Here is a 16,852-nt window from a genome sequence, read left to right on the forward strand (position 1 = left end):
TTCTTCTCACTCGTGCTCTTGTTACTGGCGCCGCCGCGAGTTATCATGCCGCTTCCGGCGCACAGCAAAACCCCCGAACCGTAGAACACTCAAGTTCCACAATCCGGGGGTTTATGCATCAGCGCTACTTCATCAGCTGATCGTCCGAGACGGGCGGCGGGTAGAACGGCAAAGAAATCACGAAGGTAGCGCCGCCACCCTCGGTCTCTTCAATGTGAATCCTGCCCTCGTGCTGCTCGATAATCGCAGCCACAATGGACAGACCCAGACCCGTACCGCCGGTCTCACGCGAACGCGAGGTGTCGGTGCGGTAGAAACGCTCGAAGACGCGCTCGCGGTCCTCGCCGTGAATACCGGGGCCGTGGTCGCGCACCTCCAGCACGGACAGCGGGAAGCCGGGAACCTCTTCGCGCACGCCCACCGCAATCTCCAGGGGAGAGCCGTCGGGGGTGTAGCGCATGGCGTTGGTCAGCAGGTTCGCCACGACCTGACGCAGGCGTGATTCGTCGCCGAGCACGGTTGCGGAGGTCGGCGCCACCTCTTCGTTCAGACCCACCAGGGATACTGCACGGTCGGGTGCCGTAGCGTAGGCGTCGTTGCTAGCGTCCACCGCGAGGTTGAACAGGTCGAAGGGTGCCAGCTTGGATTCGCGGCGCTCATCGATACGCGCCAGGGTCAGCAGGTCTTCCACGAGCTGACCCATACGCTTGGACTCCGATTCGATGCGGCTCATCGCGGTAGCGACGGCCTCGTCGGTCGGTAGCGCTCCCTGACGGTACAGCTCCGAGTAGCCTCGAATACTGACCAGCGGGGTGCGTAGCTCATGCGAAGCGTCACCCACGAAGCGGCGCATTTTCGCCTCGCTCTTCTCGCGGGCTTTGAAGAGCATTTCAATCTGGGTGAGCATCGTGTTCAGCGAAACCGCGAGGTTACCGATCTCGTTGCTGGGGTTGTAGTCCTCAATACGCTGAGAGAGGTCACCGGCAGCGATCTTGGCGGCGGTCTGCTCCACGCGAGCCAGCGGCTCGAAGGTGCGGGTCACAATCACCCAGGTCATTGCAATCGCGGAGGCGAGGGTCGCCAAACCAAACGCGAAGGTCAGCACACCTACGAGGGCGACCACCTGGTTCGTTTGTTTCAGCGGCATGGCAATAACCATGGATGCTGCCTCCGTCAGCCCAGAAGAATCTTTCGATTCAATGGGTACGGCGAGCACGCGCCAATCGGAGGAGCTGCCCACCGAATTGACGGTGACCGCCTCTTCGTTTTGCTTGCGAACCTTCTCTTCGGTCCAGCCTTGCAGTGCCGGCTCGCTGAACTGTTCGCTGTCCTCGGACTTGAGCGAGTACAGTACGTTGCCGTCCTTGTCGAGCAGGTACAGGCGGTAGGTGCTCAGGGATTGTTCCTGATTGCCGGAGGGGCGCACGGTCGCCAGCTGCACGAGTGAGGGGGCGCTGTTCTTCATCTCTTCGTCCAGCTGGTGCACCATCTGGGCGCGCAGAGCGGAAATCGCTACCAGGCTCGTCACCGCAATGGAGAGGGCGATGAGCATGGAGGTGATGAGCACCAGCTGGGTGCGAAGGGAAAGAGACTGGGGGATCCGGTCGAGGGGTTTGAGCGCCACGTTAGCCTCGAGAACCGCGAATCATGTAGCCCACACCGCGCTTGGTGTGGATGAGCGGCTCGTGGTTTTCACGGTTGTTGTCGATCTTGCGGCGCAGGTACGAAATGTAGGACTCAACGATGGAGGAGTCGCCGTTGAAGTCGTACTCCCACACGTGGTCGAGAATCTGCGCCTTGGACAGCACACGGTTGGCGTTGAGCATCAGGTAGTGCAGCAGGTTGAACTCGGTGGGGGAGAGGTCAATCTCTTCGTCACCGAGGAACACTTCGTGGGTGTCCACGTTCAGGGTGAGGGCGTCAACGCGCAGTACGGCGTCGTCCTCTTCCTGGACGCTGCGGCTACGGCGCAGAATGGCGCGGATGCGGGCGATCACCTCGTCGAGGGAGAAGGGCTTGGTGACGTAGTCGTCACCACCGGCACCCAGACCAGTCACCTTGTCTTCGGTGGCGTCCTTTGCGGTCAGGAAGAGCACGGGGGTGGTGGTGCCGTTTTCGCGCAGGCGGCGGGTCACCTCGAAGCCGTCCATGCCGGGCATCATGACGTCCAGGACAATGAGGTCGGGGTTTTCGGCGTGCGCCTTTTCGAGGGCTTCGCGGCCGTTGCCGGCGGTAACTACTTCAAAACCGGCGAAACGCAGGGAGGTGGCGAGCAGTTCAAGAATGTTGAACTCGTCATCGACGACTAGGAGTTTTGCTTCAGTAGACATACTCTATCTTTCTCTCTGAATGGCAGGCTGTACTTGATAAGTGAATGATGTGTGTGAGCTTGCGGCTCAAAATCTTTATGCCTTGTTGCGGCGCATGACCGACAGGATGAGTGCGGCCATGAGGGCGATAAAGGCGACGGGGAGGAGGACCAGCGGAATCTGGCTCATGAGGGCGGGCGGCGCTGCCCCAACCCACTTCATCACGAGCATGGCGACTCCGGTGAGCAGGCAAATCAGGGCGAGAAGCGCACCTGCCGCGCCGAGCCAACGGATAGCTCCGGCATAGGGAAGGGGCGCGGGCGCCTGGTCTGCGGTACTGCGCGTGTCCTGTACGGGTTCATTACTCATAAATTTAACCGTATCAGCTCACACACAGCTGTTAATGGGGGAAGCCCCAGATTTAGCGGTTTGAGACTCAAATTCACAGCGTATGCGAAGCTTGGGGCGGGCGCCGCAATGTTTGCGCACGCGAGATGCTTTAATAGGGGTATGTCTGAACAGGTTATTGAACTGCTCCCCGAAACTACGCCCGCTACTGATGCGCCCGCAGAGTCCGTTGTGCCTTCTGCCGCGCCTGAGAGCACCGACGAGGGTAGCGCTGTACCTGCTGAGACTCAGCCCTCCGTGAACGCTAAGGAGACTGAGGCGGCTGATACGCCCGCTGAGGAATCTACCGCTGAGGAATCTGCTGCCGGGGAATCTGCTGCCGAAGAAACCGCACAGAACGAAGACTCCACCCCCGACCCCTTCACCCCGCTGGATGAAGAGGTGGGTGCCCCCTCCCTGGGTGTTCCGCACAAGCTGCGCCGCACCTCCAAGGTGGATGAGATTCTTGCCGCCGCCAAGGATGTGGCTTTGCAGGGCGTTCAGGAAATCGCCCCGGCACACGCTATCGGCCTGGTGCACCACGTGCGCGCCGAGGAAGAGCGTCTGAGCACTCACCTTTTCGAGTGCACCCTGCCCGGTTACCGCGGCTGGTTCTGGTTCGCGACCCTCTCGCGTGCGCCTCGCTCCCGCGTGGCAACGATCTGCGAGGTGGGCCTGCTGCCCGGCGACGATGCGCTCATCGCGCCGGATTGGGTTCCGTGGGCTGACCGCGTTCGCCCGGAAGACCTGGAGGAGAATGCCGCGCAGGAGAACGCAGAGTCTGCTGAAACCGCTGAGGCAGAGGAATCTGCTGAGCTTGCAGAGAACAAAGCGGAAGAGAACGAATCTGCCGTGGAAGAAACCGCTGAGGCTGAGTCCGCAGAGTAAGCCTACCGTCTACTCCTCTTAATAAGGGGTGGGTTAGCAAAAGCGTATATATAAGGTGTCTTGAGTCGTCCAATGAGTTTTCATTGGGCGACTCAATGACTTAAGCCGTGGCAAAAGCCGCTGAAAAAGTACATAATAGATTATTGAATAAGTAACGACTTAGGCAGTGCTATCTAAGTACTGTTGCGGTGAAAGCTGGGAGAGATATATGACAGACCTCATCGATACCACAGAGATGTATTTGCGCACCATCCTCGAACTGGAGGAAGAGGGCATTGTCCCCATGCGTGCGCGCATCGCTGAACGACTCGAGCACTCCGGCCCGACCGTTTCCCAGACTGTGGCACGCATGGAGAAGCACGGCCTGCTCACCGTTGAGCCGGACCGCCACCTCGAACTGACCGAGGAAGGTCGCCACAAGGCGGTCGAGGTAATGCGTAAGCACCGCCTGGCTGAGCGCCTGCTCTCCGACATCATTGGTCTGGAACTTGAGTACGTGCACGAAGAAGCATGCCGCTGGGAGCACGTCATGAGTGACAAGGTGGAGAAGCGCATCCTGGAGATGCTCAAGGACCCCAAGTTCTCCCCGTACGGCAACGCTATCCCCGGCCTGGAGGATTTGGGCCACACCAGTGAGAAGAACGACGAGCGCACCGTGCCCATGTCTCTGGCTGCGCGCGACTCCGGCCCCGAGGACCGTTTCACCATTTCTCGTTTCCCTGAGTCCATTCAGACTGACGTTGAGTTGCTGAAGTTGCTGGCTGACGCAGGTATTGTCTACGGCGCATCGGTGTCCGTGGTTGCCGGTGAGAACGATGACGTGATTGTTCACGCCGACGGTGAAGAGGACACCCTCTCCCTGGATATGGACGTGGCAAACGCGATTGTGGTCAAGCGCGGCGGCAACCTCTAAGCTCTCATTCTGAGAGTCCGCTAACCCAGTTCACGCTCTAAACGGTGGTATCGCCTTCCTTGGTGGAGGCGGTGCCACCGTTTTTGTGCGCGTGTTAGGGCTGCTCGGTCTTGCGGGGAGGTTTTGGGGAGCTGAGGTGCCTAGTGGGTGGGGTATTTCAGAGTTTGGTCATGTGCGCGGGCGCATATACTCCTCTCTCAGGGTTTTAGCAACTGCGCTTGAGTGCATTTTTCGGGTTTTTCGCTTAAATCTAAGGTTGAAACTGAGGGAAACGCCGATGTTTGAGCAATCTCTGAGAATGGACACTTAAGAGATAAGGGTCATTTTTAAGAGTTTTGAACCCTGTCCTTAAGGGGTGCTGGCGTATTAAAAGCGAATGTGCATCCTTGTGAAATGCCTAGTCAAGTGCCTTAAAAGGTAGATAAGGATTTCGTTGGGAGGGGGTCAAATGCCTGGGGTGCCAAGTTTTCCCCCCAGGGTGAAAGTCCAAAATTTAAGCCCGAATGAAGTGACAACTGGGAGTTTTCTGTGTATTCTCGTTTCTGTGCCCAAATCCTAATCGTAAGAGGGCACCGTCGAAGCGGTTCCGCTGAGTTCTGCCAACGCTTCGATGTACGTCTACCCAATATGGCAGAAGCGGGGGACCCAATCCCCAAGCTGGGATACGGCTTCTCAATCGAGAGGCCTCGGGGCTAAGTCACTTCGGTGGCCGAGCGAATCCATGCTCGAGCCCGACAGCTCACCTCGTCAGGCAATGGAGGAATTACCAATGGCTAAGAAGATCGTACGTACCGCAGGTGCAACCCTCGCAGCAGGCGCAATCCTGCTCGGCTCGACCGTTCCCGCGAACGCATTTGCACAGATCCCCGCTGCAGCTGATCTGTCCTACGACTACACCAACTACGAGTTCGACTACACCAGCTACAACACCCCCGCAACCACCTACGTTGCACCCCAGGCTCAGGCACAGCAGACCTACGTTGCTCCCGCAGCAGCTCCGGCACCCGCAGCTGAGACCACCTACGTAGCACCCCAGGCTGAGGCACAGCAGGCTTACGTTGCACCCGTTGCAGCTCCGGCACCCGCTGCTCCCGCAGCTTCCTCCGCTTCCACCGGTAACGCATCCCGCGACGCAATCGTTGCAACCGCAATGAGCGGCCTGGGCGGCGCATACGTTTGGGGCGGCAAGACCTTCGGTGCATGGGACTGCTCCGGCTTCACCTCTTGGGTTTTCGCTCAGCACGGCATCAAGCTGACCGCTTTCACCTACGCAATGAAGAACGAGCTGCGCCCGACCGCTAACCCCCAGCCCGGCGACATCGTCTTCCAGAACGGCTACAGCCACGTTGGTATCTACCTGGGCGACGGCAAGATGATCTCCGCTCTGAACCCCACCAACGGTACCCTGGTGCACCCCACCTCCTGGATGTCCGTTGACGGCTACTACACCGCTCTCTAAGCCTTAGCGCATAAGAGCTGGGTCTAGCCCAACATACTTCTCAAAAGGCGCCTACCCCACACGGGGTGGGCGCTTTTTGCGTACCCGAGAGATTCTATGAAAATACCGCCGAGAATGCGCCTTAGTACGGGTGCATTCTCGGCGGTATGTGTTTTAAGTGTATGCGGCTAGGACGCGAGAGCCTGCAGAAGCCCCTGCGGGTCCTGCGCCCACTCGCTGAGCTCTGCCTGCAGATTAGCCCGCGCGGGCTCCTCCCAAAGCTTGAGAGCCTGTTCGGAGAGGAAGATGCGCTCACGCCCCAGGATCGAACGCAGGAAGGTCGTACGACCGGTGCGGAACGCCTCATCGTCAAAATGGGAATACTCGCTACGCACCCCGCGCAGGTAGCGGCGGTAGCGTGTCGAATCAGCCGCCAGGATAGCCATATCGGCATCGAGGAAAAACTGAATATCCGCCCGCTCATAGCCCGCCGGTAGGTCGGCAGACTCGGGCAGCTCGTGGGTTGCCGTGGCACGCACCAGAAGGCTCACCATCTGCAGCTCGTCACCATCGAACAGGCCCGCGGTAACCAGCGACTCCAGGGAGGCGTTCGCCAGCTGCTCGCTACGGCGCTCATCCTCACCCGGCGCGCCCTCATAGACCGCGTCGTGGAACCACGCCGCCAGAACCAACGCCAGGGGAGTGGAACCCTGCGTGCGGTGTGCGTAGAGGCGGTCTAGATTGGCAAGCATCTGCGAAAGGTGCCCGCTGTGGTGGTAGGCGCGGTGCGGCTGCTCCCACGCCTGTAGCAGGCTCTCACCCAGCTCCGCCACCTGCGCCGTGAGTTGAGCTTGGCTCATGGCAGGAGCCTCCACATGCTTGAGGCGGGGTGTATTGAGACGGGGCGCAAACGCCGCCTCCCAGGCGCGCAGCAGACGCGGGCGGATCTTCTCGGGGCGTTCCTTCAGGGGAATCCGCAGACCGCTGGCAATGAGCGTGCGAGTCAGCTGTGCACCGCTGAGCTCCTTTGCGCCCGCCCGTACTAGATTCACGTAGAGGTGCGCCGGAACATCGTAGTGGTCGCGGTCGAAGGCGCGCTCACTGATGCCCGCTGCTGCGGCGAACTCGTGCAGTTCCGCCAGAGATGCATCGGAGATGAGGTGCGAGAAGACGGTGCCGTGTGCGGGCCAGGTGGGCGGGTCAATGTAGATGCTCATTCGTACATTGTAGGAGCGGTTCTGCCGCCGGGTGCGGTTGTCCTCAGGCGGTGAACACGGGCTGTACCGACTCGCGGTGCGGGGTGCTTTATACTGGATAGGTACGCCCTCGTAGCTCAGGGGATAGAGCACTTCTCTCCTAAAGAAGGTGTCGGACGTTCGAATCGTCTCGGGGGCACACAGAACCGGTAGTCACGCCGGTACGAGAAAACCGCCCGTCGCTTGCATTAGCAGGCGCGGGCGGTTTCTCTGTTTCTGCACGTAACGAGTACTCAAGAAAACACGTTGTTATAGCTGAGACAGGTCAATCTTGCCCATCAGCAGGATCTTCTCGCGAGCGGCCTTATCCGCCATCAGCTCAGCAATATTGTGCGGGACAACCTGCCAAGAAATACCCCAGCGATCTACACACCAGCCGCAACACTCCGCCTCAGGTATAGCCGAGAGCTGCTCCCAATAGTAATCAATCTCCTCCTGAGTACGGCACGAAAGAACTACCGAAACCCCCGGCGTGAATGTGAAATCGTGGAAAGTGCCGGAATCAGCAACCGCCATCCAGGTGCCGTGCAGGTTGAAGTCGGTAAACATGACCGCATCTGCCTCAAAGGGGCTACCTTCCGGATAGTGGTACAGGGTGCCGCGGCGGGCATCATCAAACATGGAAATCCAGCCGTTGGTGGCTTCCTCTGCATTGCCGTGATTCGTGCCGCCAAACATGAAAGAAGGCACGACGAAGGGTCGCGGGTCCCCTGCAGGATTGGTAAGCATCAGCTGCCAGGTCATACCAAAACGATCACGCACCCAGGCGTAGCGTGGGGAGAAAGGATACTCACCCAGTTCCATCAGCACACCGCCGGTACTTAGCTCTTCGTAGAGTTCATCGAGGTATGCTCGCGCTTGCGCCTCACCACCGAAGAGGAGCGGGTCAAAGTTTAGGATGCAACTGATGGACTGGTTCGGGACGTACCGGTCATCACCGTTAATGAGTGAGAGCTGGAAGCCATGGATGCTTAGAGCCGTCGTAAGTCCGGGTACTTGTTCAACGATAGAAGCATCGCGAAAAACCCTGGTATAGAACTGTGCGGCTTCGTCGGCTGAGCCATTGCACCATAGGGCTATTGAGAGGCTCGGAGGTAAGGTCTGGGTCATGCGGTCATCCTAGCATGACTATTCTGTCCCACCGGTGTGCCGTTGCCGATATAGGACGTGCGGCGGATGACCGAGCGGGTGGGAGCCGCGGAGTAAATGCGGTAGCATGGAATATCGAACGTGTATTCTAGGCAGCGAGGTAGATGATGAGCGACAAGCCCGAACAGCAGAAGCAGCCCTTCACCGAACAGGACGGCCTGTTCGCCGCCGAACTCGTCACCCCTGCAGTACCGGTAGCGGATGATGAGCCGCCCTTCGACCCCTACTACGACGTACCCCCTGCCGAGGACGACTACTACGCCCCTCCTATGGACGCCACAGTGATGGATGCTCCGGTGATGGAGGCGCCCGCACAGGACGTACCCGCTGTCCTGCCCACCGGTATGCCCGCCTACGGTGCCCCTGCTACCAGCGCGCCCGTTCCTGAACCCGGCGCACCCGCAGCCTTCACCGCCGCAGACCCGCTCGGCGACTTCATGCCGCCCGCCTACCGAGTCGGCGGCTACGGCGAGGACTTCGACCCCGCCGACCCCTACGGCGAACGCGCCCACAACCTCAACGCGGTGGACCCCGCCTCCCTCACCGCCGGACTCAACGAACGCCAGGAAGAAGCCGTGCTGCACTCCGGCTCGCCCCTGCTCATCGTCGCGGGCGCCGGCTCCGGCAAGACCCGCGTGCTCACCCACCGCATCGCCTACCTGCTCGCAACCCACCGCGCGACCCCCGGCCAGATTCTCGCCATCACCTTCACCAACAAGGCTGCCGCCGAAATGCGTGAACGTATCGAGGCGCTGGTCGGTCCGCGTGCCAAGCACATGTGGATTTCTACTTTCCACAGCTTCTGCGTGCGCGTGCTGCGCCGTGAGGCCGCCGCGCTGGGTCTGAAGTCTACCTTCACCATCTACGATTCGACCGACTCACAGCGCCTGCTGAGCCTGATCATTAAAGAGCTCAACCTGGACACCAAGAAGTTCACCGCCAAGGCCGTGGGCAACCGCATCTCCGCGCTGAAGAACGAGCTGGTCAGCGCCGAAGCGTACGCATCCCGCGTGGCGAGCGATAACCCGTACGAGAAGACCATCTCGCAGATCTACACCGTCTACACGCAGCGTCTGCGCGCCGCCAACTCCCTCGACTTTGACGACCTGATTGGCCGCACCGTCTTCTTGCTCAAGAAGTTCCCCGAAATCGCGAACTACTACCGCCGCAAGTTCCGCCACATCCTCGTGGACGAGTACCAGGACACCAACCACGCCCAGTACCAGCTGGTGCGTGAACTGGTCGGCGCCCACACGAAGGCACCGGCTGACCGCGGCCCCTACCCGGACGCCGTGCCCCCCGCCGAGCTGACCGTGGTGGGTGACTCCGACCAGTCCATCTACGCCTTCCGCGGCGCCGATATCCGCAATATTACGGACTTCGAGAAGGACTACCCGAACGCCCACACGATCCTGCTGGAACAGAACTACCGTTCCACGCAGAACATCCTCTCCGCAGCGAATGCGGTCATTGAACGTAACCCCGACCGTCGCCCCAAGAAGCTGTGGACCGCCTCCGGTGCGGGTGCGAAGATTATCGGTTACGTTGCCGAATCCGAGCACGCCGAGGCACGCTACATCACCCGCGAAATTGACCACCTTGCCGATGAGCACGGCGTGCAGCCCGGTGACGTCGCAATCTTCTACCGCACCAACGCGCAGTCCCGAACCCTTGAGGACATGCTCATGCGTGCCGGCCTGCCCTACCGCGTGGTTGGTGGCACCCGCTTCTATGAGCGTAAGGAAATCAAGGACGCTCTGGCGTACCTGCGCGCCCTGAGCAACCCCGATGACGACGTGAACGTGCGCCGCATCCTCAACGAACCCAAACGCGGTATCGGCGCCAAATCTGAGTCCGTGGTGGCGGAGTACGCGAGTGCGAACCGCATCTCCTTCTACGCCGCCGCCCGCCAGGCAGCAGACATCCCCGGCCTGGGTGCCGCCGCGGTCAAGAAGTACGCCGAGTTCGTACGCCTCATGGACGACCTGGCGCAGATTGCCCGCACCGAACCCGCCGCAACCTGCCTGGAAGCGGTCCTGGAGCAGACCGGGTACCTGGCGGCTCTGCGCGCTTCCAAGGACATTCAGGATGAATCGCGCGTGGAGAACCTCTCCGAGCTACTTGACGCCATGGTCGAGTTCGAGACCGAGAACCCCGGCGCCGACCTGGAGCAGTTCCTCGAACACGTGGCTCTGGTCGCTGATGCCGACTCAATCCCGAACCGCCCCGCCAGTGCGGAGGGCGAGAACGCCTCCGCCGCACAGATTGCCGCCGAAGCCGCCGAGGCGAAGGCGCAGGGCATGGTCACCCTCATGACCCTGCACACCGCCAAGGGCCTGGAGTTCCCCGTGGTGTTCCTGACCGGCATGGAGCACGGTCTGTTCCCACATCAGCGTGCCCTGACCGATGAGAAGGAAATGAGCGAGGAACGCCGCCTGGCGTACGTGGGTCTGACCCGCGCCATGGAGCGCCTGTACCTGACCCGCTCGGAAACCCGCACCATGTGGGGTAAGAGCCAGTTCAACCCGCCCTCGCCCTTCCTGGATGAGATTCCGGAGGAGCTCATCGAGTGGAAGCGCACCGCCGGTTTTTCGGGCTTTGGTGCCTCCGGTATGGGTGCGTATGGCGCTCGCGGTGGAGGTTCCTATGGCGGCAGCTCCTACGGTAACTCGTACGGTGGCGGCTATTCGGGTGGTTCTCGTTCCGGCTACGGTTCCGGCGGCTACTCGGGTGGTTACAGCTCGGGCGGCTATGGCTCGAGCGGGTACAGTTCCGGTGGCTCGCGCGGCTCATACGACCCCTACGAGTCTCGCCTCGCACGCCGCTCCGAGCCGTCCACCGCGGATATTAACGGCTCGGCAAGCTACGGGCTGGCGGCGGCCACCTCGAAGGTGACGAACCGTTCCCGTGTGCACCAGAGCAAGGAAATTCCGACCCTGGCGGTCGGCGATACCGTGCGCCATACCAAGTTCGGTGAGGGGCGCGTGCTCGCCGTTGAGGGTAGCGGCGATAAGACCGTGGCGAAGGTCCGTTTCGGTTCGGAAGAGAAGCGCCTGCTGCTGCGTTACGCGCCGCTGGAGAAGGTGAGCTAACGCGTCAGGCGTGCGAACCTAACAACGCCGATGGAGGGGCGGGTACCTGAGGGTGCCCGCCCCTCTTTTATGTGCTGTACCGGGCGTGTTGTCCGCCTGCTGAGAAGGTGGCCGGGGCTTTGCAGAGCACGGCGGTAAACGCCGCATTTTCGCCGGTATTTCGCGGCGGATCGGGGAGCGTGAGTTCGGGTTAGTTACCCGGTGCACAGCCTTTGGGTGGAATGTACCCAAAATATTTGTGAGCTGAGTCGCTAAAATCTCAGATTTGGGGCTCTGTGAGTGCGAGCTCACGCCGAATCCGATAGAGTAGAGACGAGAGAAATTCCCCGCGTCAATGATGCGTGTGCGCCGGGTGCGAGAGACCCCTATCGCACCGTACTGACCACACGGGGGAACCTCCTCTAATGAGACCAGGCCGAGTGCACCAGTACTCGGCACCACTTCGAAGAAGAAGGACACCTGTGGACCTTTTCGAATACCAGGCGCGCGAGCTCTTCGCAAAGCACGGTGTACCCGTGCTCAAGGGCATTGTTGCGACCACCCCTGAAGAAGCAAAGGCAGCAGCTGAGGAAATTGGCGGCCTGACCGTCATTAAGGCTCAGGTTAAGACCGGCGGCCGCGGTAAGGCTGGCGGCGTTAAGCTCGCAAAGTCCCCCGAAGAAGCTTACGAGCACGCTAAGGCAATTCTCGGCATGGACATCAAGGGCCACACCGTTCACCGCGTGCTGGTCGCTGACGGCGCAGACATCGCCGAAGAATACTACTTCTCCCTCCTGCTGGACCGCGCAAACCGCTCCTACCTGGCAATGTGCTCGGTAGAAGGCGGTATGGAAATTGAGCAGCTCGCTGCTGAGCGCCCCGAGGCACTGGCAAAGATCGAGGTTGACCCGCTGGTCGGCCTGGACCAGGCTAAGGCTGAGGAAATTGCTAAGGCAGCAGGTTTCTCCGCAGAACTGCAGGAGAAGGTTGTTCCCGTTCTCGTCAAGCTGGGCGAAGTCTACACCAAGGAAGATGCAACCCTGGTTGAGGTTAACCCCCTCGTTCTGACCCCCGAGGGCACCATCCTCGCCCTGGACGGCAAGGTCTCCCTGGACGACAACGCAGAATTCCGCCAGCCCGAGCACGAGGCTCTCGTGGACAAGTCCGCTGAGAACCCGCTGGAAGCTAAGGCAAAGCAGTTCGACCTGAACTACGTGAAGCTGGACGGCGAGGTCGGCATCGTTGGTAACGGTGCAGGTCTGGTTATGTCCACCCTGGACGTCGTTGCATACGCTGGTGAGAACCACGGCAACGTCAAGCCCGCAAACTTCCTTGATATTGGTGGCGGCGCGTCCGCTGAGGTTATGGCTGCCGGCCTGGAAATCATTCTGGGCGACGAGCAGGTCAAGAGCGTTTTCGTGAACGTCTTCGGCGGCATCACCGCATGTGACGCAGTGGCAGACGGTATTGTGAAGGCTCTGGAGATTCTGGGCGACGCAGCAACCAAGCCCCTGGTTGTGCGCCTGGACGGCAACAACGTTGCTGAGGGCCGCCGCATCCTCTCCGAGGCGAACCACCCGCTGGTTGTTCTGGCTGAGACCATGGACTCCGGCGCTGACAAGGCAGCAGAGCTCGCTCACAAGGCGTAATCGCCAGCAAAGGATTTCAAGGAAGTAATATGTCTATCTTTGTGAACAAGGACTCCAAGGTCATCGTTCAGGGCATCACCGGTGGCGAGGGTACCAAGCACACCGCACGCATGCTCGCAGCAGGCACCAACATTGTGGGCGGCGTGAACGCTCGCAAGGCTGGCACCACCGTCACCCACAAGGCGAAGGACGGCTCCGACATCGAGCTGAACGTGTACGGTTCCGTAGCTGAGGCTATGGAGAAGACCGGCGCGAACGTCTCCATCGTCTTCGTTCCCCCGGCCTTCACCAAGGCAGCAGTTCTCGAGGCTATCGAGGCTAAGATCGGCCTCGTCGTCGTCATCACCGAGGGCGTTCCGGTTCAGGACTCCGCAGAGTTCTGGGCAGCTGCTAAGGCATCCGTGGACGAGAACGGCAAGCAGATCACCCGCATCATCGGCCCCAACTGCCCCGGCATCATCTCCCCCGAGGAGTGCCTGGTTGGTATTATCCCGGCGAACATCACCGGCAAGGGCAAGATCGGTCTGGTCTCCAAGTCCGGTACCCTGACCTACCAGCTGATGTACGAACTGTCCGACATTGGTTTCACCACCGCTATCGGTATTGGTGGCGACCCCATCATCGGTACCACCCACATCGACGCTCTGGAAGCTTTCGAAGCTGACCCCGAGACCGAAGCAATCGTCATGATTGGTGAGATCGGTGGTGACGCTGAGGAGCGTGCTGCAGAGTACATCAAGGCAAACGTGACCAAGCCCGTCGTTGGTTACATTGCAGGCTTCACCGCTCCTGAGGGTAAGACCATGGGCCACGCAGGCGCTATTGTCTCCGGTTCCTCCGGTACCGCTCAGGCGAAGAAGGAAGCTCTGGAAGCAGCAGGCGTGAAGGTCGGTAAGACCCCCTCCGAGGCTGCAAACCTGATGCGCGAAATCTTCGCAGCGAAGTAAACAGCATAGTATTGCGGCAGATGCCGGTAGTCGAAAGACTGCCGGCATCTGTGCTTTTAACGTCCCCCGCTGGCACCCGCAAATATTGCACTAGAAAGTAAGCTTGTGCACACAGTGCCACAAAAAGATGTAAGTACGACCATAACCTTTGTATACTTGAGGACATCGAGCCTAGTCAGAATGATTCTCTAACCAGGTTTCAAGAAACACCACCACTCACAGGAGATCACTACACTCATGACCCAGCCTATCTCTCGCCGCACCATCGCCAAGGCAGGCGTCTGGTCCGCACCCGTCGTCGCAGCCTCCGCAGCAGTGCCCGCCTACGCAGCATCCAAGGAAACCCCCGGCGTGCAGTACGGCGTGTACGTCAGCGTGCAGAACAACGGCGGCTACGTCGGCTACGCATCCTCCAACAACACCGGCACCATCAACCCGGCAAGCCCCGAGGCACACTTCACCGCCTCCGGCACCCCCGACTCCGACATCAACTGGGACGACGCAACCTCCAAGCCCAAGAGCGCAACCTACGTTAACGGCGAAGGTAAGTTCACCCCCGTCACCAACTCCCAGACCGGCGCAAACGGCGCGTACATGTCCTCCAGCGGCTTCTGGTGGTCCGTACCGACCAAGGACACCGCAACCGGCACCGGCTACATCCCCGGTAGCAGCGTCACCCTCGCAGCGGGTGCGACCTTCGTGACCGAGGTTGAGTACACCGTCTCCGCCAGCGCCCAGTCGCTCACCAAATTCGGTAAGATCAACGGCCAGGCATGGGCCCCCTCCGGTCGCAAGCTGACCGGTAAGACCACCGAGCTTGTCGCATCGGCAAGCCAGGCAAAGTACCTGTCCGTCGCACAGACCGCCGGCACCTGGACCGCAGAAGTACCGACCGTCACCAAGAACTCCGACGGCACCTACACCTTCAAGGGCCGTATCGTCTACACCACCAGCAAGGCGTACACCATGAAGCAGTCCGGCACCAAGTACTACAGCCAGACTAACTTCATGCCGGCGCAGCTGCGCTTCCCGGCAGATAACGGCTGGGTCTCGTACAAGCAGACCTCCACCGTGCAGGTCGCAAACCTGACCTACTCCGGCAACGGCGCAACCGGTTCGGAGAGCGTTTCCGGTCAGGCCACCACCGCAGAGATTCACCCGTAATAGGGCAACCCCTCATGCAGGGTAAGAACATATAGAAAACCCCCAGCGGATGATTCACCCGCCGGGGGTTTTCTATGCCCAGGAAGCAACCTCCACAGGAGAGTGAAGAGCATTCCGTAATGGCTATATAGGCTTGTCTAAAGCATATTCAGGAATTGGAATTAGCTGACCGTCGTGCCGAACGCCAGACCCAGCAGGTAGGTTACGAACGCTGCGCCGAAACCAATTAGAATCTGGCGAATACCGCGCTTGAGCGGGGAAGCGCCCGAAAGCAGGCCCACCACGCCGCCGGTGAAGCCCAGCGCCGCACCCACAAACAGCAGGGACAGCACCATCGCGAACACGCCCGAAAAACCGAAAATATAGGGCAGAATCGGAACCAGTGCACCCGAAGCAAAGAACGCGAACGACGCAGCGGCGGCACCAATATCGGTACCCAAAGCCACATTCTCCTCACGATCCTCATCCTCGCGGTGAGACAGCGACGGATCGCAGTCACAATCCAGGTAGCCGAAGCGCTCCATCGCACGGTGATGCGCCGCGTCCGGCTCCATGCCGCGGGCACGGTAAATGAGCTCCAGCTCGTTCGAGTCCAAATCCAAATCGTGTGCAACACGCAGGGTCACCTGGGTCGGCTGGGAGGCATCCAGCAGTTCACGCTGAGAACGCACCGACACGAACTCACCCGCCGCCATCGACAGTGCACCCGCCAGCAGACCTGCAATACCCGAGAGCAGAACCATCGAGCTGGATGCGCCCGAGGCGGTAATACCCATAATCAACGCCAGGTTTGACACCAAACCGTCGTTAGCGCCAAAGACCGCCGCACGGAAATTACCCGATAGCTTCTCCCTGCCGCTGGTCGCCAGGGCACGGATAATTTCCTCGTGAATTGCCTCGTCAGCGGCCATTTCCTCGGTGGCGTCCGGATCCTCAGCGTAGGGGGATCGGGACTCAGCGCGCTGCGCCATCGCCAGAATAAACACCGAACCGAAGTTCTTCGCCAAGAACTGCAGCACCAGAGACTGCATGGACGGGCGCACGTGCACATTCGCGTGTTCGCCGAGCATATCACGCCAATGCTGCTGGTGACGCTTCTCCGCCTCGGCAACCTGCAGCAAGATTTCGCGGTCGGTGCCCTCGGCGCGGCGAGCCAGGTAACGGTAGATGCGTGCCTCCGACTCCTCGTCGGCCAGGTAGCGGCGCCAACGCTTAATCTGCGCGGGGGAGGGGGAAGTAACCGCACTGTGGCGGGTCGGCTTGTGCTCGGTCGCCTCAGCTGCGGTCCTTTCAGCCTCGGCCGCGTCAGCCTGAAGCTTCTCGGTCTGCTCACCGTACGTGTCTTCGCCGTGCTCGTTCGGGGCGTGCGTGCTCATATCTCTCTTTCCGCCGGATGCGGGTCGCGCCGGGTATCTCCCGGGCGCTCAATCATGCGTTCAATCTGTGTGTTCTGAGTTGATCAGTGAACCACTGTAGAGCACTCCGAACAGAAAATCTAGGACGGCCTAACCCGGTGTTAATGTTCGCCTCAACGTACTTTGTGATACCGCACGGACGAGGACTCAAGTGCCGGGAAAGGTAAAAGAGGTTGGGAATAAGCAGGGCAGCTTCGAGCATAAAAAGCTGGGCGGGTGCACCCTCCATAAGGAGAGCGCACCCGCCCGGCTTGTGACTCTAAAAG

The 16,852-nt window shown here is 60.3% G+C and carries 13 protein-coding genes, 1 tRNA gene and 1 riboswitch; of the genes, 8 read left to right on the plus strand and 6 right to left on the minus strand.

What is annotated here, in order from left to right; genetic code table 11:
- Window positions 1-124 precede the first annotated feature (124 nt).
- The 3 genes from HMPREF2999_RS01285 to HMPREF2999_RS01295 all read right to left on the minus strand — a co-directional run bounded on the left by HMPREF2999_RS01285 (window position 125) and on the right by HMPREF2999_RS01295 (window position 2,678).
- Entirely contained in the window at window positions 125-1,624 is a 1,500-nt protein-coding gene (locus HMPREF2999_RS01285; RefSeq protein ID WP_070674607.1) for a sensor histidine kinase, read from the minus strand.
- A 1-nt stretch (window position 1,625) separates the two neighbouring features.
- A complete protein-coding gene (locus HMPREF2999_RS01290) occupies window positions 1,626-2,330 on the minus strand; it encodes a response regulator transcription factor (protein WP_070674610.1) in 705 nt (234 codons plus the stop codon).
- Window positions 2,331-2,405: 75 nt separating this feature from the next.
- Window positions 2,406-2,678, minus strand: a complete 273-nt coding sequence (locus HMPREF2999_RS01295; protein ID WP_005504529.1) for a hypothetical protein — start codon at window positions 2,676-2,678, stop codon at window positions 2,406-2,408.
- 141 nt (window positions 2,679-2,819) lie between these two features.
- On the opposite strand from HMPREF2999_RS01295, the gene HMPREF2999_RS01300 reads away from it, so the two are divergent.
- The 3 genes from HMPREF2999_RS01300 to HMPREF2999_RS01310 all read left to right on the plus strand — a co-directional run bounded on the left by HMPREF2999_RS01300 (window position 2,820) and on the right by HMPREF2999_RS01310 (window position 5,956).
- A complete protein-coding gene (locus HMPREF2999_RS01300; RefSeq protein WP_246823054.1) occupies window positions 2,820-3,584 on the plus strand; it encodes a DUF3027 domain-containing protein in 765 nt (254 codons plus the stop codon).
- A gap of 208 nt (window positions 3,585-3,792) precedes the next feature.
- Complete coding sequence (locus HMPREF2999_RS01305; RefSeq protein ID WP_070674616.1) at window positions 3,793-4,497, plus strand: iron-dependent transcriptional repressor DtxR; 705 nt, start codon at window positions 3,793-3,795, stop codon at window positions 4,495-4,497.
- A 609-nt stretch (window positions 4,498-5,106) separates the two neighbouring features.
- Window positions 5,107-5,266: riboswitch (cyclic di-AMP (ydaO/yuaA leader) on the plus strand.
- Window positions 5,267-5,956, plus strand: a complete 690-nt coding sequence (locus tag HMPREF2999_RS01310) for a C40 family peptidase (RefSeq protein WP_070674619.1) — start codon at window positions 5,267-5,269, stop codon at window positions 5,954-5,956.
- A gap of 167 nt (window positions 5,957-6,123) precedes the next feature.
- On the opposite strand, the gene HMPREF2999_RS01315 is transcribed toward HMPREF2999_RS01310, so the two are convergent.
- On the minus strand, window positions 6,124-7,152 hold the full coding sequence (locus HMPREF2999_RS01315) for a DUF4031 domain-containing protein (RefSeq protein ID WP_070674622.1): 1,029 nt from the start codon (window positions 7,150-7,152) through the stop codon (window positions 6,124-6,126).
- A 105-nt stretch (window positions 7,153-7,257) separates the two neighbouring features.
- Between HMPREF2999_RS01315 and HMPREF2999_RS01320 the strand changes: the two genes are divergently transcribed.
- A tRNA-Arg gene (locus HMPREF2999_RS01320) sits at window positions 7,258-7,330 on the plus strand.
- A gap of 110 nt (window positions 7,331-7,440) precedes the next feature.
- Here the strand turns inward: HMPREF2999_RS01320 and HMPREF2999_RS01325 are convergent.
- On the minus strand, window positions 7,441-8,301 hold the full coding sequence (locus tag HMPREF2999_RS01325; RefSeq protein ID WP_070674625.1) for a VOC family protein: 861 nt from the start codon (window positions 8,299-8,301) through the stop codon (window positions 7,441-7,443).
- 143 nt (window positions 8,302-8,444) lie between these two features.
- Between HMPREF2999_RS01325 and HMPREF2999_RS01330 the strand changes: the two genes are divergently transcribed.
- From HMPREF2999_RS01330 to HMPREF2999_RS01345, 4 genes are all read left to right on the plus strand, one after another.
- The gene (locus HMPREF2999_RS01330; RefSeq protein ID WP_070674628.1) at window positions 8,445-11,432 is read left to right on the plus strand and encodes a UvrD-helicase domain-containing protein; all 2,988 of its coding nucleotides are present in this window, start codon (window positions 8,445-8,447) and stop codon (window positions 11,430-11,432) included.
- A gap of 461 nt (window positions 11,433-11,893) precedes the next feature.
- Entirely contained in the window at window positions 11,894-13,060 is a 1,167-nt protein-coding gene (gene sucC, locus HMPREF2999_RS01335) for an ADP-forming succinate--CoA ligase subunit beta (protein ID WP_005504561.1), read from the plus strand.
- 29 nt (window positions 13,061-13,089) lie between these two features.
- Window positions 13,090-14,007, plus strand: a complete 918-nt coding sequence (sucD, locus tag HMPREF2999_RS01340; protein WP_005508195.1) for a succinate--CoA ligase subunit alpha — start codon at window positions 13,090-13,092, stop codon at window positions 14,005-14,007.
- A gap of 237 nt (window positions 14,008-14,244) precedes the next feature.
- Entirely contained in the window at window positions 14,245-15,171 is a 927-nt protein-coding gene (locus tag HMPREF2999_RS01345; protein ID WP_070674631.1) for an amino acid oxidase, read from the plus strand.
- A 161-nt stretch (window positions 15,172-15,332) separates the two neighbouring features.
- Here the strand turns inward: HMPREF2999_RS01345 and HMPREF2999_RS01350 are convergent, their stop codons facing one another.
- Window positions 15,333-16,547 (minus strand): VIT1/CCC1 transporter family protein, encoded by a 1,215-nt coding sequence (locus HMPREF2999_RS01350; RefSeq protein WP_070674634.1) that lies wholly within the window; start codon window positions 16,545-16,547, stop codon window positions 15,333-15,335.
- Window positions 16,548-16,852: the final 305 nt, after the last annotated feature.

Origin of the sequence: Rothia sp. HMSC066H02 (assembly GCF_001814995.1) — a bacterium.
Classification (GTDB): Bacteria; Actinomycetota; Actinomycetes; order Actinomycetales; family Micrococcaceae; genus Rothia; species Rothia mucilaginosa.